Origin of the sequence: Streptomyces sp. NPDC048278 (assembly GCF_040652195.1) — a bacterium.
Lineage (GTDB): Bacteria > Actinomycetota > Actinomycetes > Streptomycetales > Streptomycetaceae > Streptomyces.
Genome location: NZ_JBEZLP010000006.1, coordinates 253,649 through 279,588, shown reverse-complemented (window position 1 = coordinate 279,588; position 25,940 = coordinate 253,649). Strand labels below are relative to the sequence as shown.

Here is a 25,940-nt window from a genome sequence, read left to right as displayed (position 1 = left end):
GACGGCCACATACGACCCTATCTATCAGGCAGGGTCCCTGATAGTTTACTGCGGACAGCGAGGCCGGCGGGGCGGCACCCACCCGGGGAGGGGCAGGACCATGAAAGACGTGGGCAACGAGCAGCACGGGGTGAAGCGCGCGCGGTACGCCGTCGCGGCCGTGTTCACCGTGCACGGTGCCGTCACCGGCTCGTTCGCGACCCGGGTGCCGTGGGTCCAGGACCACGCCTCGCTCAGCGCCGGGCAGTTGGGCTTCGCGCTCGCCTTCACGGCGTTCGGCGCCTCGTGCTCGATGCCGCTGGCCGGGCGGATCAGCCACCGCTTCGGCAGCCGTACGGCGCTGCGCGGGCTGATCGCGATGTGGACGCTGTCGCTGGTCCTGCCGTCGCTCGCCACCAACCTGTACCTGCTGTGTCTGGCGATGTTCGTGTACGGCGCGAGCGCCGGCATGGCGGACGTGGTGATGAACGCACTCGGCGTGGAGATCGAGCGGGTGCTCGACCGGTCGATCATGTCGGGGCTGCACGGCATGTGGAGCGCGGGCACCCTGATCGGCTCGGCGGCGGGCACCCTCGCCGCGCATCTGGGCACGGACGCGCGCGTGCACTTCGCGCTGGCCTCGGTCGTTCTCACCGTGCTGGGCGTGCTGGCGGCCGGCTTCGTCCTGGACGTCAGGCCCGGCGAGGACGAGGAGCCGCCGCCGCGGTTCACGCTGCCGCCCCGGTCGGCGCTGCTCATCGGCACGGTGGGCTTCTGCGCGGTGTTCGCGGAGGGGGCGAGCCTGGACTGGTCGGCGGTGTTCCTGCGGGACCGGATGGACAGTTCGGCCGGGCTCGCGGCGGCCACCACCACCGGATTCATGCTGGCCATGGCGGTGGCCCGGATCAGCGGGGATGCGGTGGTGAACCGCTTCGGCGCGGTCCGTACCGTGCGCGCCGGGGGTGTGCTGGCCGCGTTCGGCGGGCTGCTGGTGGTCCTGGCCGGGCAGCCGGCGGTGGCGATGACCGGGTTCGCGCTGATGGGCCTCGGTATCGCGGTCGTCGTACCGCTCTGCTTCGCGGCGGCCGGGCACGCCGGGCCGAATCCGAGCCAGGCCATCGCGGGCGTGGCGACGATCACCTACACCTCGGGCCTGATCGCGCCGAGCCTGATCGGCGGCATCGCGCAGGCGACCAGTCTGGTGGTGTCGTTCTGCGTGGTCACGGCGCTGGCCCTGGGTCTTGTGGTGTTCGCGGGCGTGCTGCGCGCCGGGGCGCGGGGCGGTCGTGCGGAGGTCAGCCCCGAGGCCGCAGCAGTTCCCGGCCCGCGGTCCTGAACGGCTCGCTCCAGGGCGCGGGGCGCAGGGTGGCCGGGTCCAGGCGGACGAGCACCCGGGTGCCCCGCGCGTAGGTGGTCGCGCCGTCCGGCGAGCAGAAGCGGAAGCCGTAGGTCAGGCCGGTGCTGCCGAGCCGTTCCAGCCAGAGGTGGACGGCGTAGCCGCCCGACCTGGTGACCGGCGCCTCGTAGCTGATCAGCAGCTCCTTGACCACGTTGCAGGCGTCCCCGGCGGTGGCCCAGTCGCCGTCGAAGCGGATGCCGTGCTCCTGCCACAGCTCGGTCCAGGCGCGCTCGACCAGCAGCGGGTAGCGGGCGTTGTGCAGCATCCCGAGCGCGTCGAGGTCGTCGAAGTGGACGCTGACCGGCAGCAGCCGGCCGTAGGAGAGGGCGGGCGCGGGCAGGGCTTCGGCGGTCACGGGTGGGGCTCCTGAGCACTGGACGAAGCGGTGGGGACACTCCATCCTAAGCGGACGCTCAGGAGCCCCGGCCTGAGAGGGGCCGCTCAGCCCGCGATCGAGTCCAGCTGCTCGGCGGCCGGGCGCAGCGCCCAGAGGTCACCGCCCGGCGGCGCCTCCAGCCGCCGTACGGCCTGCCGGGCCGCCTTGTCGCCCGCGTCGGCCGCCGCGTGCACGACGTCGCTCGCCGCGTACCGGTGGAACTCCAGCTCGGGATAGGGCCAGGCGACCGCCCCGGTCGCGGCCGGCAGCAGGTAGTCCACGGCCTTGAACAGGCTCTGCCCGTCCGGGCCCCGGTAGCTCCACAGGTTGACGCCGACGTGCCGGCCGATGGCCGCGAGCCGGGTGTAGGCGACCAGGTCGAAGGTCGAGTAGTGCCAGCTCCTGGTGCGGGCCAGTTCCTGCGGCTGGCTGCCGTCCCCCGCGACCTGCGGGTCGATCCGCTTCGCCCGCGCGTCCAGCACGGTCTTCCTGGCCAGCGCCTTGTCGCCGGTCGCGTAGGCGAGGGCGGCGAGCTGCATGTCGTAGAAGGTGCCGTGGTTGTTGGCGGCGGCGCCCTCCTCCGTGCCGAAGGCGCTGTTCTTCAGCCAGTCGAGGAAGTCGGTGTTCCAGCTCCGCATCCCGGCCCGGTCGCCGGCGCTCCAGCCGGGGGCCCCGGTGCCGAGGATCGCCAGCGCGTCGACCACGCTCGTGTACGACTGGGAGAAGTCGATGATGCCGATGGCCCGGCCGTCGTACTTGCAGGGGATGAACTGGGCGTGGTTCAGGTTCGGGTTCATCCGGGTCGCCGGGTCGAGGAACCAGGTGCGCAGGACCTGCCCGGCCTTCTCGGCGTACTCCCGCCTGCCGGTGTAGTACCAGGCGAGGGAGAGGTCGTACGTCGAATCGAAGACCTTCTCGACGTCCTGCCGGTCGGTGCCGCTGTCGACCTCGGGATTGCGCTGTCCGTCGCGCTGGACGTAGGGGCAGCCCCAGGGGTTGCCGGCGGTGGGCGTGGTGGTGGGCCACCAGTAGGGGGCCTGGCTGAGGTAGTCGTGGACGTCGCCGCCCGGGGCGGGCTTGGGCTTGTCGACGACGGTCCAGGGGCCCTGGTCCAGCCAGGCGTCGGCGCGCGTGGTCAGGTCGCGCAGCGCGTTCCGCAACCGCGGGTCGCCGTCGCGCAGTTCGGCCTTGGTGTGCTGGAGCCGGGCGCCGTCGAGGACGGCGGTGTCCGGGGCCTTGGCCGCGGCGTGCGCGGAGGGGACGAGGACCGCTCCGAACGCCACCAGGGTCGTCAGCAGTACGGCCGCGCGGGATCTTCCACTCATCGAGTACTCCGATCAACCTGTAATCAGATATATGAACTCAATTCACGAGTAGGACCGTGCGAGCGTAGAACCGCGTGGTAGCCGTGACAATGGTTCGGACCGTATTCACGTACAAGGAAAGCGAAGCCCACCATGGATCTCGGCGTGCGCTGGAAACTGCACGGCGACGGACGCACGCCCGCGCCCGGCGCGGTGGTACGCCCCGACGAACGGCTCTCCTGGCCGCGGACGGTCGGGCTCGGCGCCCAGCACGTGGTCGCGATGTTCGGTGCGTCCTTCGTCGCCCCGGTGCTGATGGGTCTGAACCCGAATCTCGCGATCATGATGTCCGGCGTCGCGACCGTGATCTTCCTGCTGGCGACGCGCGGCCGGGTCCCCAGCTACCTGGGCTGTTCGCTGTCCTTCGTCGGGGTGGCCGCCGTCATCCGCGCCCAGGGCGGCACCAGCGCCACCGTGACCGGCGCAGTCTTCGTGGTCGGCGCCGCGCTCTTCCTGGTCGGACTGGCCGTCCAGCGCTTCGGCGCCCGGATCATCCACGCCGCGATGCCGCCGATCGTCACCGGCGCGGTCGTGATGCTGATCGGCTTCAACCTCGCGCCGGTCACCGCCTCCACCTACTGGCCGCAGGACCAGTGGACCGCCCTGCTGGTCATGGCGTTCACCGGTGTGGCCGTCGTCTGTCTGCGTGGTTTCTGGTCCCGCGTCGCGATCTTCCTCGGCCTGGTCTTCGGGTACGCCCTCTCCTGGGCCCTCGACCGGATCTTCGGCAGGATCCACTCCATGAGCCCGAGCGGCAAGGTCACCGACCACTGGCGCCTGGACCTCTCCGGCGTCGGCAGGGCCGACTGGATCGGGCTGCCGTCCTTCCACGGCCCGTCCTTCCAGTGGTCGGCGATCCTCGTCGCCCTGCCCGTCGTCATCGCCCTGGTCGCCGAGAACACCGGGCACGTCAAGGCGGTCGGCGAGATGACCGGCGACCCGCTCGACGACAAGCTGGGCACGGCGATCTCCGCCGACGGCGTCGCCTCGATGCTCTCCACCGCCGTGGGCGGCCCGCCCAACACCACCTACTCCGAGAACATCGGCGTGATGGCCGCGACCCGCGTCTACTCCACCGCCGCCTACTGGGCCGCAGCCGGCTTCGCGCTGCTCTTCGGTGTCTGCCCCAAGTTCGGCGCGATCGTGGCCGCGATCCCGGGCGGTGTCCTCGGCGGCATCACGGTCGTCCTCTACGGCATGATCGGCCTGCTCGGCGCCCAGATCTGGCTGCACGCCGGGGTCGACCTGCGCAATCCGCTGAACCTGGTCCCGGCGGCGGCCGGCATCATCATCGGGGTCGGCAACGTCAGCATGAAGTTCTCCGACACCTTCTCGCTCAGCGGGATCGCCCTCGGCACCCTGGTGGTCATCGTCGGCTACCACGTCCTGCGCGCCCTGGCCCCGGCCCACCTCAAGGGAGCCGAACCGCTCCTCGACGAGGGCACCAGCTCCTACGACGACACCCGGCCGTAGGCACGCGGTCCCGCCCCTCCCGCCGCGGCGGGTCCGTTCCCCCGTTCCGGCGAAGCACCCGGCCCGTCGGCACGCGGGCCGGGCCGGAGCTGGGACCCTTCCCCCATGGCGCAGTCGCCCCACCTCACCGCTCCGGTCGGCACCGTCGTCGCCCGGATGCGCGCCCTGGACACGGCCCTTCCCGAGCGGGACGGGATCGCGGTCTTCAACCGGGTCTACCTCGCCGTCACCGAGGAGGTCGAACGGCGCCTGGACGCGGGACGGTTCGCGAACCCCGGGGCCGCGGCCACCCTCGACGTGCGGTTCGCCGAGCGCTACCTGACCGCCGTGGACACGGAGGAGGCGGGCCGCCGACCCCCCGCCTGCTGGCGGCCGTTGTTCCGGTTCCGGCGCCATCCCGGGATCCGCCCGATGCAGTTCGCCCTGGCCGGCATCAACGCGCACATCGGCCACGACCTGGCGCTGGCCGTGGTCGACGCCTGCCACACGCTGCGCTGCGAACCGGCCGACCTGGAGGACGAGTTCGACCGCGTGGGCGACCTGCTCGTCTCGCTGGAGGAACGCATCCGCGAGGACCTGATGCCGGGGCCCGACCTGCTCCAGATCGCCGACCCGCTGACCCATCTGCTCGGCTCCTGGAGCCTGGAACGGGCCCGGGACGCGACCTGGGCGGCGGCACGGGCGCTGTGGGCGCTGCGCGGATTCGGGGATCTGGCCGAGGAGTTCACCGAGCGGCTGGACGCGGCCGTGGGCCTGGCGGGCCGGATGCTGCTCACCCCGCTGCGCGACTGAGATGGCCGGTTCCGACCGGCCCTGAGCCCTCCGCGGAATCCCCCGGCCTCCGCCTTACGTTGACGGCAGGCACTCGACTGCAAAGGAGCACCGGCATGACCACCCGGCTCGGCTTCGGCCTTCCCCAGATGCGGCAGTACTCCCCCGGCACCGACGTTCCCGACGTGGCACGCGCCGCCGAACAGATCGGCTACGACAGCCTGTGGGTCTTCGAACGGGCCCTGTTCCCGGAGCCCGCGACCCAGGGCCTCTACAACGTCCCGGGCCTCCCCTGGCCCGACGAGTACCGGAGCGTGGCCGAGCCCCTGGTCACGCTGGCCCTGGCCGCCGCGGCCACCGAGCGGGTGCGGCTGGGCAGCAGTGTCCTGGTGGCACCGCTGCACAGCCCCTTCCAACTGGCCAGGTCCCTGGCCACGCTGGACGCGGCGAGCGGCGGCCGGGTGCTGGCGGGGTTCGGCACGGGCTGGTCCCTCGACGAGTACGCGGCGGCCGGAATCCGGCCGTTCGAGGAGCGCGGCAAGGTGCTCGACGAACTCATCGAGGTCTGCCGGGCGGTGTGGGGTCCGGACCCGGTGCGTTACGACGGCGAACTCACGAAGATCGCCTCCGCCGTGGTCGGCCCCAAGCCGGCCCGGCCGATCCCGATCCTGCTGGCGGCGTCCAACAAGAGGGCCCTGACCCGGCTGGTCGACCGCGCCGACGGGTGGCTGCCGGTGGGCATGGGCGCCGAGCAGCTCGCGGCGCAGTGGCAGGGCGTACAGGACCTGGCCGCCGAACGCGGCCGGACGGAACCGCTCCAGACGGTCCTGCGGATCAACGCCACGTACACGCCGAAGGCCTACGACGGCTCCGACCGGCAGCCCTTCCAGGGCAGCGTCGACCAGATCGTCGAGGACCTCGTGGCGCACGCGGCGGTCGGCCTGGAGGAGATCCTGATCGACCTGGAGGCCACGCCGCGCGACGCCCAGGAGCTCAAGGACGTCGGCGCCGAGGTGTACGAGAAGGCGCGGGCCGCCGGGATCTGAGCGGCCCGCCCTGTCGTCGGCCGTCCGCGGCGCCGTCGTGGCCGGTCGCGCAGTTCGTCGCGCCCCTTCGGGGCACGAGTGTCAGTCCTCGGGGAGCTCGACCGGTGCGATCTCGTCGTAGACGTCGCCGGGGCCGGGGTTGGCCGTGTCGGTCGCTCCGCCGAAGTGGTGCATGACGCCCCAGACCGCGTTCAGCGCGGTCTGGACGGCGCCCTCGGCCCAGCCCGCCGTCCAGGAGATGTCGTCGCCCGCGAGGAAGATGCCCCGCTTGTCCGCGGGCAGCCGGTCCTGCATGAAGTGGGTGAACAGGCGCCGCTGGTAGCGGTAGTGGCCGGGCAGGTTGGCCTTGAACGCGCCCATGAAGTACGGCTCGTTCTCCCAGGACACGGTCACCGGGTTGCCGATGATGTGCTTCCGGATGTCGACCTTCGGGTAGATCTCGCCGAGCGACTTCAGCATGACCTCCATCCGCTCGTGCGCGGACAGCGGCAGCCACTTCAGGCTGTCGTCGCACCAGGTGTAGGAGAGGCAGATGACGGCGGGCCGGTCGGGGCCGTCGTCGAGGAGGTAGGTGCCGCGGGTCATGCGGTCGGTGAGGGTCATCGACATGACGTCCCGGCCCGTGGTCTCGTCCTTGTCCAGCCAGAACGGCCGGTCGACGGGGACGAACAGCTTCGAGGACTCCATGTAGTGGGTGCGCTCGATCGCGGTCCAGTGGTCGATCGGGAAGAGCGAGTCGTCGCAGGCGATCTTGGAGAGCAGCATCCAGGACTGGGCGGTGAAGATCGCCGCCTGGTAGGTGCGGATGTCGCCGTTCGCGTCCGTCACCGTGATCCGGTTGCCGGTAGTGCGGTGCAGCCGGGTCACGGCAGGCCTCGGCACGCCGTTCTCGTGCAGGGTCGCGAGCGACGTCCCGTACGCCCAGTGCACGATCTTCTCCGGCTCGCGCTCCCAGAGCCTGAGCGGCAGTTGCTGGGAGCCGCCGACGATGCCGCGGTGGTGGTCGTCGGCCTCGGTGTAGACGACCCGCAGGATCTCCAGGATGGAGTTGGGGAAGTCGGTGTCCCAGCCGCCGGTCCCGAAGCCGACCTGGCCGAAGATCTCACGGTGCCGGAAGGACTTGAAGGCCTCGGATTCGCAGAGGAAGCCGTAGAAGGTCTGGTTGTCGAGCTTCTCGACCAGCTTCGCCCAGATCTCGCGGATGCGCGGCACGTCCCGCTCGCGCATCGCGCGGTTCATGTCGGAGAAGTCGGCGCCTTCGTCGAGGCACTTGTTCCAGGCGGCGGCGACGTCCCGGTAGACCTGCGGGAGGTCGCCGGCCGTCTCGGCGTAGTGCGACTCGCCCTTGAGGTCGACGACGGTCGAAGGGGTCGCCTCCGCGAGGGGGTTGGGGAAGGGCCGGGTCTCCAGGTCCACCAGGTCGATGTAGTGCTGGAGGGCGGTGGAGGAGGGCGGGAAGCGCATCGCGCCCATCTCGGCGGTCAGCGAGGGGTCGCAGCCCTCGAAGCCGACGGTCCGCAGCCGGCCGCCGATCTTGTCGGCCTCGTAGACGACCGGCTTCAGGCCCATCTTCATCAGCTCGTAGGCGGCCACGATGCCGGACAGGCCGCCGCCGATGACGGCGACCTCGGTGCCGTGCTCGGTCGCCGGGACCTGGCCGAGGCCCGCCGGGTGGGCGAGGAAGTCGTCGTAGGCGTAGGGGAAGTCCGGGCCGAACATGGTGATCGGCGGCTGCTGCTCGTCGGCGTGCTCGACGGCGTTGGGCACCGTGGACGTCATGGGGTACGGACTCCTTGCGAAACGCGAAAAGGGTGAAGAGGAGCGGGCGAGGTCAGGCCAGGGACCCGTAGAGGCCGGGGCGGCGGTCCTCGAGGTACGGGTTGGCCGCGCGGGAGGCGGCGAGCAGGGCGGGGTCGAGGTCGGCGAGGACGAGTTCCTCGACGCGGCCGGCGCGGGCGCGGGCGACCCCGTCGGGTCCGGCCAGGGCGGAGAGCCCGAAGAACTCGAACTCGCCTTCCTGGCCCACGCGGTTGGCGTAGGCGACGTACATCTGGTTCTCCCAGGCCCGCACCGGGACCATGGACTCGGCGACGATCTCGAACGGGTGCATGTTCGCCGTCGGGACCAGCAGCAGGTCGGTGCCGGCCAGGGCGTGGGCGCGGACCAGCTCGGGGAACTCCACGTCGTAGCAGATCATGATCCCGACGGTGAGGCCGTTCAGCCGCGCCTGGACGACCGGCTGGTCGCCCGGGGTGAAGTGGTCCCGCTCGAAGCCGCCGAAGAGGTGGGACTTGCGGTAGTTCGCGAGCCGGGTGCCGTCGGCGGAGATCAGCTGGGCGGAGTTGTGGACACGTTCGCCGTCGCGCTCCGGGTAGCCGTAGGTGATCGCGAGGCCGTGCCGGTGGGCCAGCTCGGCGATCGAGTCCGCGCTGTCGCCGTCGGCGGGCTCGGCGAGGCGGGCGATGTCGTCGCCGATCGCGTAACCGGTGAGGAACATCTCCGGGGCGACGAGCAGCGCGGCGCCCGCGGCGGCGGCCCGGCCGGCGGCCTCGTCGAGCACCTTGAGGTTCTCGACGGTGGAGCCGGGTCGGCCGGAGCTCTGGAGCAGGGCGGTGCGCATGCGGGTCCTCACCGGGTACGGAAGGAGGTCTGGGGGTCAGTTAGACCGTACGGTCGGCGGGCCGGACCGGACAAGGCGGAGCCGTTGCGCGTGGCCGCGCGGTTCGTTGCGTGGGACGGGGCTCCGGTGGCGATTCGTTGCGCGGGGTCACAGCTCCCGCAGCCGCTCCACGATCACCTTCAGCAGCTCGGGGGCGGCGGCGGGCCCCGTCGGCTCCACCCGGCGCGGCTCCCCGATGCCGACCAGACCGGCCTCGGCGAGGTCGGCGAGCAGCACGCGTACGACGGTGAGCGGCAGGTCCGCGTCCGCGGCGAGCTCGACGACGGGGCGGGCCCCGCGGCGCACCAGGGCGAGCAGCGCGGCGCGGGCGTGGTCGACCTCGGGCCGGCCCGCGTCCGCGCCCAGGTCCACGGCCGTGACCTGGGACAACAGGTCGATGGTGTGCTTGCCGGAGGGCTCGGTACGGCCCCGGGTCACGGTGTAGGGGCGGACCAGGGAGCCGGTCTCGTCCTCGTACCAGTGCTCGTCGCTCACCGGACGGTCAGGGGGCCGAACGGGCGGCGGCGTCGAGGTGCCGGCCGAGGCGGCGGACGAGCAGGGCCATCTCGTGGGCGAGCTGGCCGACGTCGGTCCGGACGTCGCTGAGCACGGCGAGGCGGCTGCCGTGCCCGGCCGGGGTGACGAAGAGGTAGGCGTCGTCGAGCATCACCATGGTCTGCCGCACCTCCCCGGCGCCGAACCGGTCCCCCGCGGAGCGGGCCAGGCTGTGGAAGCCGGAGCAGACGGCCGCGAGGTGCTCGATGTCCCGCCGCCTCATCCCCTCGGAGTGGCTGAGCGGCAGTCCGTCGGCGGTGAGCAGCACGGCCTGCCGGACGTGGTCGGTCCGGGCCACGAGGTCGTCGAGCAGCCAGCCGAGGTCGCTGCCGGGCCGGGCACCGAGGGCGGGGGCGGCACCGACGGCGGGGGCGGCACCGGAGTCCGGGCCGGCCGGGGTGCCGGGCGGCTGGGGCTGGTCGTCACTGGTCATCGTCGGCACGGGTCCCTTCCTCGGTGTGGTTCGGCTCCTCGGGGCCGGTCGGCAGTCCTCTGCGGCCCCGGTCCAGGCCGCGCTGGAAGGCTCCGAAGACCGCCCGCATCTCGTCGGCGTCCAGGTCACGGGCCTCGCCGGGGGGCTGCTCCGTGCGCAGCCCGGGGGCGAGGGAGGCCTGGCGGGTGCGGGTGGGCAGGGCCGGGGGCGGCGGCAGGTCGGTGCCGGGTGCGGAGGTCACGGACCGGCCCGGCCCGGACGGCGACAGCACACCGACCGCCGACACGGGCCGGTGCCCGGGCTCCTGCGCCGGTGCGGACCGGTGCCCGTGTTCCCCCGCCGACACCGGCCGCTGTCGGCCGCCCTCCGGCGCCACCTCGGCCAGCACCGCCCCCGGCAGCAGCACCACCGCCGTCGTGCCCCCGTACGGCGACTCGCGCAGGGTCACCTCGATGCCGTGCCGGGCGGCCAGGCGGCCCACGACGTAGAGGCCGAGCCGTTCGTGGCGGGTGGGGTCGAAGGCGTCGGGGTCGGTGAGGGTGCGCCGGGCCTCGGAGAGCTGGTCCGCGTCGAGGCCGAGGCCTCGGTCGTCGATCTCCAGGGTGAAGCCGTGGCCGACCCGGCCGGTGCGCAGGGTCACCTGGGTGTGCGGCGGCGAGAACACGGTGGCGTTCTCCAGGAGTTCGGCGAGCAGGTGCACGACGTCGGCGACGGCGTCCGCGGCCACGCCCACCTCGGGCATCGGCGGCACCACGACCCGCGGGTAGTCCTCGATCTCGCCGACCGCCGAGGACACCACGTCGGCGACCGGCACGGGCCGCCGCCAGCGCCGCCCGGGGGTCGCGCCGGAGAGGATGATCAGGCTCTCCGCGTGCCGGCGCATCCGGGTGGTGAGGTGGTCGATGCGGAACAGCTCGCCCAGGACGGCCGGGTCGTCGGTGCGCCGTTCCAGTGTGTCGACGAGTTTCAGCTGGCGGTGGACGAGCGCCTGGTTGCGGCGGGCGATGTTGAGGAGGACCGCGAACAGGCCCCGCCGCAGGGTGGCCTGCTTGATCGCGGCCTCGACGGCGGCCAGCCGGGCCCGGTTGAACGAGCGGCCGACGTCCCCGATCTCGTCGTCGCCGGCCTCCCCGGCGGCCAGCGGCGGTGCCTCGGTGACCGCGTCCACGTCCTCACCTGCGCTCAACCGCTCCATGAGGGCGGGCAGTTGGCGTGCGGTCAGCAGGTCGGCCGCGTCCCGCAGGAGCTCCAGGCGGCGCGAGATGCGGCGCGCACCGCGCACCGCGAACCACAGCGACAGGCCCACCGCCGCGAGCCCGGCCGCGCCGACGACGGCCGCCTTGGCCAACTCCCGGTAGGCGAAGGCGCGTCCGCGGGCACCGGAGTTCTCGGCGGAGTGCGTGCACAGCAACATGTACTGCTTGACGGCCCGGTCGGTGGTCGACCGCCAGGTGCCCGCGGCGACGGCCGCACCGGCCCGGTCCGGGCCCGCCCGCAGCAGCGCGTCCTCGCCGCTCACCAGCGAGCGGTACAGCGCGCCGCGCTGGAACGTCTCGAACAGGGCCCGCGAGTCCGACGGCAGGTCGGGAACGTAGGTCCGCTGGAAGACCCGCCGGTCCTCGATGGTCGCGGTGAGGGTGCCGTACTGCGCGCCGGTGAGCCGTCCGGCGGCCCGCGCCCCGGCGACCAGCGCGTCCTCGCGGGAGACGAACTCCCTCACCCGCACCAGCTCGACGACGACCTGGGACTCCCGGGCCAGCTGTCCGGCCTGGAGGGCGGTGAGGGCGGACTCGACGTCGAAGCCGGGCTCCACCAGGGCGCTGTAGCCGGCGACGGCGCGGTCCCAGGAGATCTTCCGGGACAGCACCTGGCCGCGCAGCTTCTCCAGCCCGCCGGTGGCAGTGACCATCGCGTCGAGCGCCTCCCGCTGCCGGTCGCTGAGGCGCCCGCGGTCGCCGTCCCGGACCGCGTCCCGCATCGCGGCCACGGCCCGGTCGGTGCGCCGCTGCTGGGCGAGCAGGCCGGCGGCGGCCTCCGTGTCCAGGCGGGCGCCCAGGTAGGCCGCCGACAGCCGCCGTTCGATCTGGATCTGCCCGACGGCGGTGTCCACGGGGGTGCCGAAGTCGTCGTACACCCCCTGGAGCCGGATCAGCGCGCGTAGTTCGCCGGTGACGGACACCATGGCGAAGCTCCACAGGGCCGTCAGCGCGACGACCGGGGCGAGCGCGAGCGCCACGATCCGGGTGCGGACGGTGGTGGGTCGGCCGGGCCAGCGCATGGGTTACCTACCGGTGTTACCAGTGAGTAGGGGGGAGGCCCGCACAACCTACGGGATCGCCACCCCCGCCGCAATGGTTGCCGCGGGTAACCCCCGGTTAAGGCTCGACGGCGAACGTGGTGACGACGGCCGCGTGGTCGGACGGCCAGTCGTTGCCCGCCACCCCGGGCCAGGGCGCCGGGGTGCCGGTGACCCGGGTCCGGGAGTCGAGCACGCGCAGCCCCCTGTGCAGCACGTAGTCGATCCGGTCCTGGGGTTCGGGCCGCCCGCTGCCGTCCTCGTGGACGGGGTGGATCGGCGACCAGGTGTGGCCGGGCGCGGCGGCCGGGTCCGGGTGCGCCTCGCGGTAGGAGTCGCGGAACCCGGCCGCCTCCGCGGCCTTCGTCACCGGCCAGCCGACCGCCGGCCAGTCCAGGTGGGACGGGCAGTTGAAGTCCCCGACCAGCACCACGGGCACGTCGGTGTCCCCGATCCGCCGCAGTGCCTCCCTCATCTGCCCGAGCCGTACGCCCTCGTGGGCGATCAGCTCGTCCGCGCCGAGCCCGTCGAAGTGGAACTCGTAGGGCCCGTACGGCGTGTAGTGCAGGTGCGCGGTCCAGATCTCGACCTCACGGCCGGGGCGGACGGCGATCCGCACCCCGGCGGCGCCGTAGAAGCCGACGTCCGGGTCGCCGAGACGGGCGGTGATCGGGTACCGGCTGATGATCCCGAGGTTCTCGCCCGCGGTGTGGTGGTGCCAGCCGAGGGCCTCGGCGAGTTCCCGGGCGCCGGTCCCCGCGGTCTCCTGGAGGCCGACGACGTCCGCGCCCGCGTCCAGGACCGCCTTGACCTGCTTGGCCCGGTGGTCGTCGACCGGGCTGCCGCCGAGCCACAGGTTCCAGGACATCACCCGCAGTTCCGGTACGGCCATCTCGCTCAGCTCCTTCGGGGTGACCCCGACCAGCGTGTCACGGACGGTCCGGCCGGGCGCGCCGCCGATCGGCGCGAGCGAGGGCACGGCCAGGACGGCACAGCCGGCGGCCTCGGCGGAGGCGACCCCGGTCTCGGTGTCCTCCACGGCGACGCAGGCGGCCGGGTCGACGCCGAGGGCGTGGCAGGCGGCCAGGTACGGGTCGGGGGCGGGCTTGGTGCGGCCCGTGTCGTCGGCGGTGACGGAGACGGCGAACCGGCCGGGGCCGAGGGCGTCCAGGACGAGGTCGGCGACCGCGCGTGGGGACGCGGTGACCAGGGCGGTGGGGACGCCGGCCGCGGCCAGCGCGTCCAGCAGGTCGAGGGCGCCGGGGCGGGGCACGATGCCGGTGCGGACGCGGTCCGCGAACTCCCGGTGCAGTCCGGCCGCGAGCTCCGCGGCCGGCCGGCCGGTCCCGGCGGCGAGCCAGCCGGCGGTGTGCTCCACCGGCCGGCCGAGCACCTCCGGCTCGTCGGCCTCGGTGAGCGGCCGCCCGGCGACCTGTTCCACCGCCTCCCACCACAGTCGCTCGGTGTCGACGAGCGTGCCGTCCATGTCGAACAGGACAGCCTGGAGGGGGAGCCGTGGGTGGGGGGTCACGTTGTTGTCATTCCTCACGTGGGGGGGGGACTTCGGGAAGCGTTACTTCTGGACGCGTGGCGCCACGAGCACGGGCCGCTCGGGCAGCGACACGGTCACGGCGGATCCGGCGCCCAGCTCGGCGGCGTCGTGGGCGGGCAGGTCGGCCTTGGCCTCGGTGCCGTCGGCGAGCCGTACGGTGACCCGGACGACCGCGCCCAGGAAGGCGGTGGCGACGACGGTGGCCGTACCGGCGCCGTCCCCGCGCACCTGGACCGCCTCGGGCCGCACGAGCACGTCGGCCTCGCCCGCGGCCGGCGCCTGTCCGTCGACCGGCAGCCGCTGTCCGAGCACCTCGACGGTGCCGTCCTTGACCGTCCCCGGGATCCGGCTCATCGTGCCGACGAACTCGGCGACGAAGGCGGTGGCCGGACGGCCGTACAACTCGGCGGGTTCGGCGCACTGTTCGAGCTGCCCGGCGCGCATCACGGCGACCCGGTCGGCGATGGACAGCGCCTCCTCCTGATCGTGCGTCACGAAGAGGGTGGTGATGCCGAGTTCCTGCTGGAGCCGGCGGATCTCCTCGCGGAGCGACAGCCGGACCTTGGCGTCGAGGGCCGACAGCGGCTCGTCGAGGAGGAGCACGCGGGGCCGCAGGGCGAGCGCGCGGGCGAGGGCGATGCGCTGCTGCTGGCCGCCGGAGAGCTGGTGCGGGAACCGCTCCCCCTTGTCGCCGAGCCCGACCAGGTCAAGCAACTCGGCGGCGCGGGCGCGCCGTTCGCTCGTGCGCACCTTGCGCATGCGCAGCCCGAAGGCCACGTTGTCGACGGCGTTCAGGTGCGGGAAGAGGCTGTACGACTGGAAGACCATCCCGGCGTCTCGGCGGTGGGCCGGGACATGGGTGACGTCCTCGCCGTCCACCAGGACGGCGCCGGAGTCGGGGTGTTCGAAGCCGGCGAGCATGCGCAGCGCGGTGGTCTTGCCGCAGCCGGACGGGCCGAGCAGGGCCAGGAACTCCCCCGGCCGCACGGTCAGGTCGAGTCCGTCGAGGGCGACGGTGGCGCCGAACTCGCGCCGCAGCGACCGGAATTCGACGGTCGCGGCCTTCTCAAGGGTGGCGGTGGTCATGGTGTGTCATCCCCGGGAGGAAGCGGTTCGGTCACGTCCGCCGGCACCGGCGAGCGCGAGGAGCAGGGCCCAGGTCACCAGGAGACTGAGCACGGAGACGGCGACGGACATCTGGGCCTGGGAGCCGCCGACGTTGTAGATCCACACGGCGAAGGGCTGGTAGCCCAGCAGCCGGGCGACGGTGAACTCACCGAGCACCAGCGCCAGGGTGAGGAAGGACGCGTTGAGCAGCGCCCCGCGCAGATTGGGCAGGACGGCCCGGACCAGGGCCTGCGGCCACGAGGCGCCGCAGCTGCGGGCGGCCTCGACGAGGGTGCGCACGTCGATCGCGCGCAGTCCGGCGTCCAGCGCGCGGTAGACGAAGGGCAGTGCCATCACGACGTAGGCGAGGACGAGCACGACCGGGAAGGTCGGGTTCTGGACGGCGACGAACGTCTCGAACAGCGGGGTCCGGGACAAATAGTCGGGGCCCCACTTCAGCACGGTCACGATGCCGGCGACGAACGCGATCGGCGGCACCACCAGCGGCAGCGAGCAGACGATCTCGACCACGGGCCGCAGCTTGGGCGCGCTGAGCCGCAGGGCGACCACGGCCGGCACCATCAGCAGCAGCACGACGGCGATGGTGGCGACGGCCAGCTCCAGCGAGAGCAGCAGGCTGGAGGTGAACCCGTCGGCGGACAGGATCTGGGTGTAGGCGTCGAAGGTGACGCCCTGGCCGGGCACGTCGACCGTGAAGAGGACGGAGGCGCCCAGCGGGACCAGGAAGTAGAGGGCGGCGAGGCCGAGGACGGCCCAGCGCCAGGGGGTCAGGCGTCGAGCCATCGGGCGCTCCGTCGTTGCAGGGGCAGGTACACGGCCATCACCAGGCCGGCCACCAGCACCATGTCCAGGCTCAGGGCGAGGGCCACGTTCTCCTGGCCGACCAGGACGTTGCCGGAGAGGGCGTCGGCGATCTGGAGGGTGACCAGCGGGACCGCGCTGCCGACCATCGCGGCGGCGGTGGCGTAGGCGGCGAAGGCGCTGCCGAAGAGCAGCACGAGCCCGCCGAGCAGCGAGGGCGCGAGCACGGGCAGGGCCACGAACCGCCAGTACTGCACGCCGGTGGCGCCGTTGTTGAGCGCGGCCTCGCGCCACTGGGTGCGCAGTCCGTCCAGGGCCGGGGTGATGGTGAGGACCATCAGCGGGATCAGGAAGTACAGGTAGACGAGGACCAGGCCCCAGAAGCTGTACAGGTCCCAGCCGTGGTCCGTGAGGTGCAGGTGCACGGTGAGCACACCGGCGTTGCCGAGGGTCGCCACGAACGCGAACGCCAGCGGCACGCCGCCGAAGTTGGCGAGCACGCCGGATGCGGTGAGCACGGCCTCGCGCAGCGCCCGGGAGCGCGAGCTGACCACGGCCTGCGCGAGCGGCAGCCCGAGGACGGCGGCGATGAGGGCGGAGAGCGCGGACAGCTTCACGCTGCCCACGAGGGCGGTGAGGTACGGCCCCTGCAGCGAGTCGCCGAGGTTGCTCGCCGTGTACGAACTCACGCCGCTGGCCGGGTCCTTGACCGTGAAGGCGCCGTTCAGCATGGCGACGGCCGGCAGCCCGAAGGCGACGGCCGTGAAGGCGAGGAGCGGGACGACGGCGAGCCAGCCGGGGGCGCGGCGCCGCCGCTTCTGGGAAGCGGCGGACGCCACGTCGGCCCGCGTGAGCGTGGCCGTCATCCGGAGACGGCCTTCGACCAGCCGGTCGAGAGGACGGTCTTGGCCTTGTCCTGCTGGGCCTCGGTCGGGAAGGTGGGCGTGCCGGTGACCGCGGGGAGCTTGGCGGCGGCGGTCTTGTCCAGCGTGCCGGCCTTCTCCATCGAGGACATCAGGACCGGGCGCGCGTACCCCTTGAGCCACAGGTTCTGGCCCTCGGTGCTGTACAGGTACTCCTGCCACAGGCGGGCGGCGGCCGGGTGCGGGGCGTCCTTGTTGATGGCCTGGGAGTAGAACTGCGCGTACTGGCCGTCGGTCGGGATGCTGACCTTCCAGTCGACGCCCTTGGACTTGAACTCGTCGGCGTAACCGGCGTTCAGGTAGTCCCAGTCGATGGAGATGGGCGTCTCGCCCTTCTCGACGGTGGCCGGGGTGGACTCGACCGGCGTGTAGTTGCCGTTCTTCTTCAGCTTGGCGAAGAAGTCGAGACCGGGCTGGATGTCGTCGAAGGAGCCCTTGTTGGCGAGCGCCGCCGCGTACACGCCGCCGAAGGCCGAACCGGACTTGGTCGGGTTGCCGTTGAGGGCGACCTGGCCCTTGTACTGCGGCTTGAGCAGGTCGGCGAAGGTGGTCGGGCAGGTCTTGACCCGCTTCGCGTCGCAGCCGATGGAGATGTAGCCGCCGTAGTCGTTGTACCAGCGGGCCTGCGGGTCCTTCTGCCCGGTGGCGATGTCGTCGTACGAGGTCACCTTGTACGGCGCGAGCAGCCCCTGCTGGGCGGCGCTCAGCGCGAACGAGGAGCCGAGGTCGAGCACGTCCGGCGCCCGGTCCTGGCCCTTGCGCGAGGTCACGGCGTTGATCTCGTCCTGGCTCGAGCCGTCGGGGCTCTCGTCCTCGATCTTGATGCCGTACTTCTTCTTGAAGCCGTCGATGATGGCGCCGTAGTTCGCCCAGTCGCGGGGCACCGCGATGATGTGCAGCGTGCCCTCCTTCTTGGCGGCGGCGACCAGCTTGTCCATGCCGCCGAGGTCGGCGGCGGAGGTGGCGGTGGCGGCGTTCTTGCCGTCGGAGGTGGTGGACGCGGCGTTGTCGGGGGCGGCGCCGCAGGCGCTGAGGGCAAGCGCGGCTACGGCGGCGAGGGAGCCGCCGAGGAGGGCGGTTCTCGGCAGGGACACGGTCACGGTCTCTCCAGGGAGTACGCACGAGGGTGGGTGGCGCTGTGGGCGGCGCCGGGCGAACTTGTCTGAACAAGTTGACCCTAGTACGCCCGGTGCGAGTGTCCTGTTCATGAACGACGACGGAACACCAGCCCCTGATTCCCTGCACAGTCATGGCTGACACGAATCACCTGGGAACGTCGATTACCCTGGTCACGCTGTGCACAGCGGCCTACTCAGAGGGGAAGCATGACGGCGCGACACGAGGAGATCGCCGACGAGCTGCGGCGCGCCATCGACCGCGAGGAGTACACCGTCGGCAGTCGGCTGCCCTCGGAGACGGAGCTCGCCGCCGAGTACGGGGTCTCCCGCGGCACGGTCCGCCAGGCGGTCGCCGCGCTCACCGCCGAGGGGCTGATCGGCTCCCGCCAGGGCGCCCGCCGGGTGGTCCTGGCCAGCCGCCGCAGCCAGAGCTTCGCGGAGCTGCGCAGCTTCGCGCAGTGGGCGAGGGCGATGGGCCGCGAGGCGACGGGACACGTGGTGTCCCAGGAGTACCGGCCGGCCACGCAGGAGGACGCCGTACGCCTTCAACTGGCCGTCGGTACGCCCGTGTTGCATGTGCTGCGGGTCCGCGGGCTGGACGGCGAGCCGGTGTTGCTGGAGCGCACGGTCTACGCGGACTGGATCTCCCCGGCGGTCGAGGCGATAGAGCCGGAATGCCCGTCGGTCACACAACGCCTGTACGAGGACAAGGGGTTGGTCTTCGCGTACGGCGAGCACGTCATCGACGCGGTGGCGGCGGGGGCCCAGGACGCCGAACTGCTCGGCATCCGCCGCACGAGCCCGCTGCTGCGGGTGCGGCGCGTGACGACCACGCGGGAGGGGCGGCCGGTGGAGTGGTCCGACGACCGCTACCGGTCGGACGCGGTGAGCTTCAGTGTGCACAACTCCATCGGGAACAACGCGTTGGCGAGAAAAACCGCGGAGTAGGGGGTGGGGGGTGCGGTCGTGCGCCGGGTGCGGGTGGTTCGTGGCTGGTCGCGCAGTTCCCCGCGCCGCTGGGTCGGCGGTGGAACCGCGCCCTGAAGGGGCGCGGGGAACTGCGCGAACAACCCCCACCGGCCCGCACCCGGCGCACGACCGCACCCCCCGAGCCCTCCGCCGCTCTCACCCCGGCGCCCCCGAGGAGAACCTCCTCAGGAGCGGCGACAGCACCAGCACCGACTTGGTGCGCTCCACGAACGGCTCCCCCGCGATCCGCTCCAGCACCCTCTCGAAGTGCCGCATGTCGGAGGCGAAGACCTGCACGACCGCGTCGGCCTCACCGGTGACCGTCGACGCGGCCACCACCTCCTGGTAGCGCTCCAGGCCCCGCTGGATGGTCTCCGGGGACGTGTTGCGCCGGCAGTAGATCTCCACGAACCCCTCGGTCTCCCAGCCGAGGGCCGCCGGGTCGACCCGCACGGTGAATCCGGTGATCGCTCCGGTGGCGCGCAACCGGTCCACCCGCCGTTTGACGGCGGGCGCGGACAGGCCGACCAGTTGCCCGATGTCCGCGTAGGAGCGGCGGGCGTCCTCGGCGAGGGCGTGCACGATGCGTTCGTCGAGATCGTTCAGCAAGGGGTCGTTCAGCTTTCAGGTGGTGCAGGACGGGACCGGCGACAGCCGTACACGAAGTAGAACACGGACCCGAACCCGGGACCGGCGCCCGGCGGGACGCGCCTAGCTCCAGCTCGCGTGCAGCGGCTTGCCCTCCGCGTACCCGGCCGCGCTCTGGATGCCGACGATCGCCTTCTCGGCGAACTCCTCCAGCGACCCCGCACCGGCGTACGTGCAGGACGAGCGGACGCCCGCGATGATCGAGTCGATCAGGTCCTCCACCCCCGGCCGGGCCGGGTCGAGGAACATCCGGGACGTGGAGATGCCCTCCTCGAAGAGCGCCTTGCGCGCCCGGTCGTAGGCCGACTCCTCGGACGTGCGGTTGCGCACCGCCCGCGCGGAGGCCATGCCGAACGACTCCTTGTACAGCTGCCCGTCGGCGTCCTGCTGGAGGTCGCCCGGGGACTCGTAGGTGCCCGCGAACCAGGAGCCGACCATCACGTTGGACGCACCCGCGGCCAGCGCCATGGCGACGTCACGCGGGTGCCGCACACCGCCGTCGGCCCACACGTGCTTGCCGTGCTTGCGTGCCTCGGCGGCGCACTCCAGGACCGCCGAGAACTGCGGCCGGCCGACGCCGGTCATCATCCGGGTGGTGCACATGGCGCCGGGGCCCACGCCGACCTTGATGATGTCCGCGCCCGCGTCGACGAGGTCCTTGACGCCCTCGGCGGAGACGATGTTGCCGGCCGCGATCGGGACCTGCGGGTCGAGGCCGCGGACCAGCCTGATCGCGTTGATCATCGACTCCTGGTGGCCGTGCGCGGTGTCGATGACGAGCGTGTCGACGCCCGCGTCGAGCAGTTGCTTGGCCTTGTCCGCGAAGTCGCCGTTGATGCCGACGGCGGCGGCGACGCGCAGCCGGCCGTGCGCGTCGGTCGCCGGGGTGTACAGCGTGGCGCGCAGGGCGCCCTTGCGGGTGAGGATGCCGGCCAGCTTGCCGTCCCGGTCGACCGCCGGGGCGTAGCGGCGGTTGGCGCCGTCCAGCTTGTTGAACGCCTCGCGGGGGTCGATGTCCGCGTCGAGGAGCAGCAGGTCGCGGGACATGACCTCGGCGAGCTGGGTGAACCGGTCGACGCCGGTGAGGTCCCGGTCGGTGACGACACCGACGGGGCGGCCGTCCTCGTCGACGACGACACCGGCGTTGTGCGCCCGCTTGGGCAGCAGGGCCAGCGCGTCGGCGACGGTCTGGTGCGGGGCCAGCACGATCGGGGTGTCGAGCACCAGGTGGCGGCTCTTGACCCAGGTGATGACATCGGTGACCACGTCGATCGGGATGTCCTGCGGGATCACGACGAGTCCGCCCCGCCGGGCCACCGTCTCGGCCATCCGGCGGCCCGCGATCGCCGTCATGTTGGCGACGACCAGCGGGATGGTGGTGCCCGTGCCGTCCGGCGAGCCGAGGTCCACGCCCTGACGCGAGCCGACCGCGGAACGGCTCGGCACCATGAAGACGTCGTCGTACGTCAGGTCGTACGCGGGCTGGAGGTCATTGAGGAATCGCACGTGCCGCACATCCCAGTCGATCAGAGGTGACCCCCGGACCGGCCGGCCAGAGGGAAAAGCACGTACTTCATTCTCCCATGCCGACCGGCGCGCCATGCCCGGGACGAACGTCCAGGCAGGTCAGAGCCTGTTTGGACGAACCTACAGGGGCTGCGACGAGGTCAGCGGAGGGCAAGGGCGACGGTCAGCGCGGGTTCGTCGGCGGAGGCGTCGGTGAACACCTGCCGGGCGGTCTCCCACTCGTCCGGTCTGCTCCGCGCGTATCCCTGCCAGTCGGTGACGACGATCAGGAGCCCGCGGTCGACGGCCTCCGGCGGCCACACCGAGGGGTCGCGGAGGCTGTCGGTGAGGGCGTCCCAGTTGCGCCCGAACCAGCCGGGCAGCTCGAGGGCGGCGGCGATCCGGTCCATGAGGCCGGCCTTGTCGGCGACCCCGTCGAGGTCGAGGGTGACCAGATGCGGGCTCGTCGCCATCTCAGCGGCTTCCGCGTGAGGCCGTGCCGCCGGGGAGCGCGGGCAGGTCGTCCAGGAAGCCGTCGGAGGGCACGAAGAAGAGCGTGCCGGTGACCGCGGTGGAGAAGTCGAGGATCCGGTCGTGGGTGGCGTCCCCGGTGCCGAGGAACATGTTGCGCAGCATCTGCTCGACGACGTCGGGCGTCCGGGCGTACCCGATGAAGTAGGTGCCGAACTCGCCGCCGCCCGGAGTGCCGAAGGGCATGTTGTCCCGCAGGATCTTCAGCTCCTCGCCGTCCGGTCCGGTGACCGTGTTCAGGCCCTTGTGGGAGGCCGGCTCGTCCAGTTCGATGTTGGCGGCCTTCGTACGGCCGATGATCCGCTCCTGCGTCTCGACGGGCAGCGCGTTCCAGGCGTCGAGGTCGTGGAGGTACTTCTGCACGACCACATAGCTGCCGCCGGCATGGCCGGGGTCCTCGGCGCCGATCAGGACGGCCCTGCGGGCGGCGGCGCCGACCGGGTTCTCGGTGCCGTCGACGAAGCCGAGCAGGTCGCGCGCGTCCAGGTACCTGAAGCCCGGCACCTCGTCCTCGACGGTCACCGCCTCGCGCAGCCGGTGCATGATCTCGGCGGCGAGCCCGAAGCACAGGTCGAACCGGGTGGCCCTGATGTGCAGGAGGAGGTCGCCGGGGGTGGCGGGCGCGCTGTGCCGGGCTCCCTCCAGCGGCCGGAAGGGGTGCAGTCCCGCCGGGCGCTCGTGGTCGAACAGACGGTCCCAGGCAGCGGAGCCGACCCCGGCCACACAGCTCAGCGCGGCCTCCGGCGACCCGAACCCGAAACTGCGCTGGAGCGCCCGCAGATCCCCCAGCACCTCCCGCACCGTGCCCTCGCCGCCGGGGCGGACGCCGAGCACCAGGAAGATCGCGGCGGTGGTCAACGGACCGAGCACCGGCTGCGGTTCGGTTCCCGGCACGGACTGGGGTTCAGTGGTCAACGCGTCCTCCCGATGCGATCGGCACACGGCCTGTCGTACACATACTCGGGGTTGACGGCGTCCATCGGACGAAGACGCTCCAAACAGCGGTGCCGAGACCGTCCCGGGCGCACCGGTCCCTGCCCGGAAACTCTCCGGGAAACTTCCTTCGCCGAGCGGAATAGACAGACCTGTCCATGATGTTGACCAGCACAGTTAGACAGACCGGTCTACTCACTACGGTCCCCGAACCGACGCACCTCGGCCCCCGTCCTCGCGAAGGATCTCCGATGAACCACCTCGCACCGCACGAGCGAACCGAGCGCACGGAGCGCGCTGAGCGCACCGAGCGCGCGACGGCAGCACGCAGGCCGATCCCGCCGCGCGCGGCGTTCTACGTGCTCGCCTCCGTCGTCGTCTCCTTCCTCGCCGCCTCCAGCGCGCCCACCCCGCTCTACGCGACCTACCAGGCCGAATGGGGCTTCACCCCGATCACCACCACGATCGTCTTCGGCGTCTACGCCATCGCCGTCCTCGTCGGCCTGCTGGTCCTCGGCAAGCTGTCCGACCACGTCGGCCGCCGCCCGGTCCTGATCACCGCGATCGCCGCCCAGGCCGCCGCGATGCTGGTCTTCTCCACCGCCGGGGGCGTCGGCGAACTGCTCACCGCCCGTGTCGTGCAGGGCCTGTCCACCGGCGCCGCCCTCGGTGCGATCGGCGCCGGGATGATGGACATCAACCGCTCCCGCGGCACGCTCGCGAACGCCTTCGTCCCCGGTCTGGGCACCGCGACCGGCGCCCTGGTCAGCGGATTCGTCGTGCAGTACCTGCCCGCCCCGACCCACACGATCTACCTCGGCCTGCTCGTCGTGTTCGCGGCGCAGGCCGTCGCCATCGCCCTGATCGACGAGACCGTCACCCGCGCGCCCGGCGCACTGGCCAGCCTGGTGCCCGAGATCAGGCTCCCGCGCACCGTCCGCGGTGCCGTCCTGGCGACGGCCCCGGTCATGTTCGCCGTCTGGGCGCTGGCCGGGTTCTACGGCTCCCTCGGCCCGGCCCTGGTCCGCACCCTGGTCGGCTCCACCTCCGCCGTCTGGGGCGGCCTCGGCCTCTTCGTCCTGGCGTTCGTGGCGGCAAGCTCGGTCCTCGCCCTGCGCGGCGCCTCGGCGACCACCGTGACGTACACCGGCATCGCCGCGCTGATCGCCGGGGTGGCGCTCACCCTGGTCGCCGTGGACCGCGGCGCCCCGGTGCTGTTCTTCGTCGGCACGGCCGTGGCCGGCCTCGGCTTCGGCAGCGGCTTCCAGGGCGGCATCCGCACCGTGATGCCGCTGACCAGGCCGCACGAGAGCTCGGGCGTGTTGTCCCTGCTCTTCGTCGTCTCCTACCTCGGCATGGGCGTCCCCTCCGTGCTCGCCGGTGTGCTGGTGGTGCACGGCGGCGGGCTGGTCCCGACCTCCGAGGAGTACGGCGCGGTGGTCATCGCCCTGGCCCTGCTGGCCCTCGCCGCCCTGCTGCTGCGCGGCAGGCCGCAGAGCGCACCGGGGGTGCTGGTGGCCTCCGGCGGCACCCCGGCCGTCCGGGCCGAGCACGCGGACGCGTCCCGGTGAACGGCGTCCCGACCACTGAGTAGACCGGTCTGGTCAGCCGTAGAGTCGAGAAGTCGAGAAGGTGGGTGGCATGACGAAGACGTCGAGCGCCAAGGCTCCCACGGCCCGGGAGCGGCTGCTCTCGGCCGCGAACGAGCTGTTCTACGCGGAGGGCGTGCAGACGGTCGGGATCGACCGGATCATCGAGCACGCCGGGGTCGCCAAGGCGTCGCTGTACAACACCTTCGGCGGCAAGGAAGAGCTCATCCGCGCCTACCTCGACGCCCGGCACACCAAGCTGACCGAGCGGCTGCTGCGCGCCGTCGACGCCGCCGGCACCCCGCGCGACCGGCTGCTGGCGGTCTTCGACGCCCAGGCCGAGCTGCTCGCCCAGCAGAACTACCACGGCTGCGCCTTCGTGGCGGCGAGCGCGGAGGCCAAGCACGGCAGCGCCATCGAGGAGGCCTCCGACACCGCCCGTGCCTGGATCCGCGCGCTGCTCACCGGCCTCGCCCGGGACGCCGGCGCCCCGCGCCCCGAGGCGCTCGCCCACCAGCTCCACCTGCTGTACGACGGGAGCGGGGTGTCCGCACGGATGGACCGCGACCCGTCGGCGGGCGCGGTCGCCCGGGACGCGGCCGGCCTGCTGATCGACGCGACCCTTCCGAAGCAGACCTGAACACCCGACGGCCGACGCGGCCCTGAACACCCGACGGCCGAAGCGGTCCTGGAGGCCCGAAAGGCCGACGCGGTCCGGGGGATCCGAAAGGCAGAAGCGCCGCGGCAGCGTTGTCACCCGTGCTGCCGCGGCGCTGCCGTGCTCCCGGTTCAGGGACCGTCCGGGTCCGCGCGGTTCAGCGCGGGCTTGGGGCTGCTGCCCGCCGTCATCAGGTAGTCGGCGGCCGAGGTGTCGGTGACGAGGCTGGTGACCAGCCCCGACCGCAGCACCGCGTCGATCGCGGCGGCCTTGCGCTGTCCGCCCGCGATCGCGACGACCTCCGGGACACGGCGCAACTGGTCGGCCTTGACCGTGATGCAGCGCTCCCCCAGGTCACGTCCGACCCGGCGGCCCTCGGCGTCGAAGAGGTGCGCGGCCATCTCGGCGGCGACGCCCAGCGTGGCGTAGTGCGCGCGCTCCTCGTCGCTGAGCATGTCGTGCACCGTGGAGATGCCGGGCTCCCAGGAGCCGATGGAGACGCAGGCGACCGTGACCTTGTCGAAGTACTCGAAGGCCCGGGCGATCCCGGTCTGGTTGCGCAGCGCCGCCGCGGTGGCCGCGTCGGGCAGCAGCATCGGCGCGTAGATCGGGTGCGCGTCGCCGCCCGACACCTGGGCGGCACGCCGGACGGCCTCGACCGAGCCGCGCTCGGAGGTCCCGGCGTCGTACACACCGGTCAGCTGCACCACCGTGCAGGGCGGCAGCCGGTCGAGCGCGGCGGCCATGTGGATGGTGGAGCGGCCCCAGGCCAGGCCGAGTACGTCCCCCTCGTTGACGAGCTCGCCGAGCAGGTCCGCGGCCACCTCGCCCAGGTTCTCCGGGTCCGGGGTCTCCTCCGCCTCGGCCGGGGACTCGACCACGACGGCATGCCGCAGGCCGTACCGGGCACGGAGCGCGTCCGAGCGCTCGGCGTCCAGTTCGGCCGGTACGCGGATCTCGATGCGTACGAGATCCCTTTCGAGGGCAGTCTCCAGTACCCGGGCCACCTTGAAGCGGCTGACGCCGAACTCCTCGGCGATCTGGATCTTGGACTTGCCTTCGAGATAGAAGCGGCGGGCCATGGCCGCCGCCTGCACCAGCTCTGCGGGTCCCATCCGCATGGCTGACCGGCCCGCCGACATACCCGACACGGCCATCTCCTCACTGCTGTTCACACTCTGGATACGCCGTTCATCCTTGCAGATCCGGCGCAGTTGATCAGCCCTGATCGGA

General features: G+C 72.4%; 24 protein-coding genes. 7 read left to right on the top strand and 17 right to left on the bottom strand.

The window, feature by feature from the left end:
• Window positions 1-100 precede the first annotated feature (100 nt).
• The gene (locus AB0D74_RS14240) at window positions 101-1,315 is read left to right on the top strand and encodes an MFS transporter (protein ID WP_362584933.1); all 1,215 of its coding nucleotides are present in this window, start codon (window positions 101-103) and stop codon (window positions 1,313-1,315) included.
• Here AB0D74_RS14240 and AB0D74_RS14235 read toward each other — a convergent pair.
• The gene (locus AB0D74_RS14235) at window positions 1,275-1,733 is read right to left on the bottom strand and encodes a thioesterase family protein (RefSeq protein WP_362584929.1); all 459 of its coding nucleotides are present in this window, start codon (window positions 1,731-1,733) and stop codon (window positions 1,275-1,277) included. The genes AB0D74_RS14240 and AB0D74_RS14235 overlap by 41 nt on opposite strands.
• A gap of 86 nt (window positions 1,734-1,819) precedes the next feature.
• On the bottom strand, window positions 1,820-3,079 hold the full coding sequence (locus AB0D74_RS14230) for an alginate lyase family protein (protein ID WP_362584927.1): 1,260 nt from the start codon (window positions 3,077-3,079) through the stop codon (window positions 1,820-1,822).
• A gap of 132 nt (window positions 3,080-3,211) precedes the next feature.
• Here AB0D74_RS14230 and AB0D74_RS14225 point away from each other — a divergent pair, with 132 nt between their 5' ends.
• The 3 genes from AB0D74_RS14225 (at window position 3,212) to AB0D74_RS14215 (ending at window position 6,408) form a co-directional block, all read left to right on the top strand.
• A complete protein-coding gene (locus AB0D74_RS14225) occupies window positions 3,212-4,591 on the top strand; it encodes a solute carrier family 23 protein (protein ID WP_362584924.1) in 1,380 nt (459 codons plus the stop codon).
• A 105-nt stretch (window positions 4,592-4,696) separates the two neighbouring features.
• Window positions 4,697-5,383, top strand: a complete 687-nt coding sequence (locus tag AB0D74_RS14220; protein ID WP_362584921.1) for a DUF5995 family protein — start codon at window positions 4,697-4,699, stop codon at window positions 5,381-5,383.
• A gap of 95 nt (window positions 5,384-5,478) precedes the next feature.
• The gene (locus AB0D74_RS14215; protein ID WP_362584918.1) at window positions 5,479-6,408 is read left to right on the top strand and encodes an LLM class F420-dependent oxidoreductase; all 930 of its coding nucleotides are present in this window, start codon (window positions 5,479-5,481) and stop codon (window positions 6,406-6,408) included.
• 81 nt (window positions 6,409-6,489) lie between these two features.
• On the opposite strand, the gene AB0D74_RS14210 is transcribed toward AB0D74_RS14215, so the two are convergent.
• The 10 genes from AB0D74_RS14210 to AB0D74_RS14165 all read right to left on the bottom strand — a co-directional run bounded on the left by AB0D74_RS14210 (window position 6,490) and on the right by AB0D74_RS14165 (window position 17,855).
• Complete coding sequence (locus AB0D74_RS14210; RefSeq protein WP_362584916.1) at window positions 6,490-8,187, bottom strand: NAD(P)/FAD-dependent oxidoreductase; 1,698 nt, start codon at window positions 8,185-8,187, stop codon at window positions 6,490-6,492.
• A gap of 52 nt (window positions 8,188-8,239) precedes the next feature.
• Window positions 8,240-9,028, bottom strand: a complete 789-nt coding sequence (locus AB0D74_RS14205) for a carbon-nitrogen hydrolase family protein (RefSeq protein ID WP_362584913.1) — start codon at window positions 9,026-9,028, stop codon at window positions 8,240-8,242.
• 147 nt (window positions 9,029-9,175) lie between these two features.
• Entirely contained in the window at window positions 9,176-9,562 is a 387-nt protein-coding gene (locus AB0D74_RS14200; RefSeq protein WP_362584911.1) for a DUF742 domain-containing protein, read from the bottom strand.
• Window positions 9,563-9,569: 7 nt separating this feature from the next.
• The gene (locus tag AB0D74_RS14195) at window positions 9,570-10,055 is read right to left on the bottom strand and encodes a roadblock/LC7 domain-containing protein (RefSeq protein WP_362584908.1); all 486 of its coding nucleotides are present in this window, start codon (window positions 10,053-10,055) and stop codon (window positions 9,570-9,572) included.
• Window positions 10,045-12,333, bottom strand: a complete 2,289-nt coding sequence (locus tag AB0D74_RS14190) for a nitrate- and nitrite sensing domain-containing protein (RefSeq protein WP_362584905.1) — start codon at window positions 12,331-12,333, stop codon at window positions 10,045-10,047. The genes AB0D74_RS14195 and AB0D74_RS14190 overlap by 11 nt, the downstream gene beginning before the upstream one ends.
• Window positions 12,334-12,430: 97 nt before the next feature.
• On the bottom strand, window positions 12,431-13,882 hold the full coding sequence (locus AB0D74_RS14185) for an HAD-IA family hydrolase (protein WP_362584902.1): 1,452 nt from the start codon (window positions 13,880-13,882) through the stop codon (window positions 12,431-12,433).
• 42 nt (window positions 13,883-13,924) lie between these two features.
• A complete protein-coding gene (locus AB0D74_RS14180) occupies window positions 13,925-14,989 on the bottom strand; it encodes an ABC transporter ATP-binding protein (RefSeq protein WP_362584899.1) in 1,065 nt (354 codons plus the stop codon).
• Between the two features lie 6 nt (window positions 14,990-14,995).
• Complete coding sequence (locus tag AB0D74_RS14175) at window positions 14,996-15,814, bottom strand: ABC transporter permease subunit (RefSeq protein ID WP_362584896.1); 819 nt, start codon at window positions 15,812-15,814, stop codon at window positions 14,996-14,998.
• A complete protein-coding gene (locus tag AB0D74_RS14170) occupies window positions 15,799-16,698 on the bottom strand; it encodes an ABC transporter permease subunit (protein WP_362584893.1) in 900 nt (299 codons plus the stop codon). Before AB0D74_RS14170 ends, AB0D74_RS14175 begins: the two co-directional genes overlap by 16 nt.
• Complete coding sequence (locus AB0D74_RS14165; protein ID WP_362584890.1) at window positions 16,695-17,855, bottom strand: ABC transporter substrate-binding protein; 1,161 nt, start codon at window positions 17,853-17,855, stop codon at window positions 16,695-16,697. Before AB0D74_RS14165 ends, AB0D74_RS14170 begins: the two co-directional genes overlap by 4 nt.
• Window positions 17,856-18,080: 225 nt before the next feature.
• On the opposite strand from AB0D74_RS14165, the gene AB0D74_RS14160 reads away from it, so the two are divergent.
• The gene (locus tag AB0D74_RS14160; protein WP_362584887.1) at window positions 18,081-18,821 is read left to right on the top strand and encodes a GntR family transcriptional regulator; all 741 of its coding nucleotides are present in this window, start codon (window positions 18,081-18,083) and stop codon (window positions 18,819-18,821) included.
• A 177-nt stretch (window positions 18,822-18,998) separates the two neighbouring features.
• On the opposite strand, the gene AB0D74_RS14155 is transcribed toward AB0D74_RS14160, so the two are convergent.
• The 4 genes from AB0D74_RS14155 to AB0D74_RS14140 form a co-directional block, all read right to left on the bottom strand.
• The gene (locus AB0D74_RS14155) at window positions 18,999-19,451 is read right to left on the bottom strand and encodes an Lrp/AsnC family transcriptional regulator (protein ID WP_046726552.1); all 453 of its coding nucleotides are present in this window, start codon (window positions 19,449-19,451) and stop codon (window positions 18,999-19,001) included.
• Between the two features lie 102 nt (window positions 19,452-19,553).
• On the bottom strand, window positions 19,554-20,996 hold the full coding sequence (locus tag AB0D74_RS14150; RefSeq protein WP_362584883.1) for a GuaB1 family IMP dehydrogenase-related protein: 1,443 nt from the start codon (window positions 20,994-20,996) through the stop codon (window positions 19,554-19,556).
• 161 nt (window positions 20,997-21,157) lie between these two features.
• The gene (locus tag AB0D74_RS14145; RefSeq protein ID WP_362584880.1) at window positions 21,158-21,469 is read right to left on the bottom strand and encodes a barstar family protein; all 312 of its coding nucleotides are present in this window, start codon (window positions 21,467-21,469) and stop codon (window positions 21,158-21,160) included.
• Between the two features lies 1 nt (window position 21,470).
• Window positions 21,471-22,442 (bottom strand): Dyp-type peroxidase, encoded by a 972-nt coding sequence (locus AB0D74_RS14140; protein ID WP_362584878.1) that lies wholly within the window; start codon window positions 22,440-22,442, stop codon window positions 21,471-21,473.
• 269 nt (window positions 22,443-22,711) lie between these two features.
• Here AB0D74_RS14140 and AB0D74_RS14135 point away from each other — a divergent pair, with 269 nt between their 5' ends.
• Complete coding sequence (locus tag AB0D74_RS14135; RefSeq protein WP_362584875.1) at window positions 22,712-24,031, top strand: MFS transporter; 1,320 nt, start codon at window positions 22,712-22,714, stop codon at window positions 24,029-24,031.
• 70 nt (window positions 24,032-24,101) lie between these two features.
• Window positions 24,102-24,689: a TetR/AcrR family transcriptional regulator gene (locus AB0D74_RS14130; RefSeq protein ID WP_362584872.1), complete on the top strand. Its 588-nt coding sequence runs from the start codon at window positions 24,102-24,104 to the stop codon at window positions 24,687-24,689.
• Between the two features lie 149 nt (window positions 24,690-24,838).
• Here the strand turns inward: AB0D74_RS14130 and AB0D74_RS14125 are convergent, their stop codons facing one another.
• Window positions 24,839-25,882, bottom strand: coding sequence for a sugar-binding domain-containing protein (locus AB0D74_RS14125; RefSeq protein WP_362584869.1), 1,044 nt, complete (start codon window positions 25,880-25,882; stop codon window positions 24,839-24,841).
• Between the last annotated feature and the right edge of the window lie 58 nt (window positions 25,883-25,940).

What these genes read in the sequence shown, in the direction of transcription:
- AB0D74_RS14240 (WP_362584933.1), top strand. Translation starts at nt 101, where the DNA reads ATGAAAGACGTGGGCAACGAGCAGCACGGGGTGAAGCGCGCGCGGTAC.
- AB0D74_RS14230 (WP_362584927.1), bottom strand. Translation starts at nt 3,079, where the DNA reads ATGAGTGGAAGATCCCGCGCGGCCGTACTGCTGACGACCCTGGTGGCG.
- AB0D74_RS14225 (WP_362584924.1), top strand. Translation starts at nt 3,212, where the DNA reads ATGGATCTCGGCGTGCGCTGGAAACTGCACGGCGACGGACGCACGCCC.
- AB0D74_RS14220 (WP_362584921.1), top strand. Translation starts at nt 4,697, where the DNA reads ATGGCGCAGTCGCCCCACCTCACCGCTCCGGTCGGCACCGTCGTCGCC.
- AB0D74_RS14215 (WP_362584918.1), top strand. Translation starts at nt 5,479, where the DNA reads ATGACCACCCGGCTCGGCTTCGGCCTTCCCCAGATGCGGCAGTACTCC.
- AB0D74_RS14210 (WP_362584916.1), bottom strand. Translation starts at nt 8,187, where the DNA reads ATGACGTCCACGGTGCCCAACGCCGTCGAGCACGCCGACGAGCAGCAG.
- AB0D74_RS14205 (WP_362584913.1), bottom strand. Translation starts at nt 9,028, where the DNA reads ATGCGCACCGCCCTGCTCCAGAGCTCCGGCCGACCCGGCTCCACCGTC.
- AB0D74_RS14195 (WP_362584908.1), bottom strand. Translation starts at nt 10,055, where the DNA reads ATGACCAGTGACGACCAGCCCCAGCCGCCCGGCACCCCGGCCGGCCCG.
- AB0D74_RS14190 (WP_362584905.1), bottom strand. Translation starts at nt 12,333, where the DNA reads ATGCGCTGGCCCGGCCGACCCACCACCGTCCGCACCCGGATCGTGGCG.
- AB0D74_RS14180 (WP_362584899.1), bottom strand. Translation starts at nt 14,989, where the DNA reads ATGACCACCGCCACCCTTGAGAAGGCCGCGACCGTCGAATTCCGGTCG.
- AB0D74_RS14175 (WP_362584896.1), bottom strand. Translation starts at nt 15,814, where the DNA reads ATGGCTCGACGCCTGACCCCCTGGCGCTGGGCCGTCCTCGGCCTCGCC.
- AB0D74_RS14170 (WP_362584893.1), bottom strand. Translation starts at nt 16,698, where the DNA reads ATGACGGCCACGCTCACGCGGGCCGACGTGGCGTCCGCCGCTTCCCAG.
- AB0D74_RS14160 (WP_362584887.1), top strand. Translation starts at nt 18,081, where the DNA reads ATGACGGCGCGACACGAGGAGATCGCCGACGAGCTGCGGCGCGCCATC.
- AB0D74_RS14145 (WP_362584880.1), bottom strand. Translation starts at nt 21,469, where the DNA reads ATGGCGACGAGCCCGCATCTGGTCACCCTCGACCTCGACGGGGTCGCC.
- AB0D74_RS14135 (WP_362584875.1), top strand. Translation starts at nt 22,712, where the DNA reads ATGAACCACCTCGCACCGCACGAGCGAACCGAGCGCACGGAGCGCGCT.
- AB0D74_RS14130 (WP_362584872.1), top strand. Translation starts at nt 24,102, where the DNA reads ATGACGAAGACGTCGAGCGCCAAGGCTCCCACGGCCCGGGAGCGGCTG.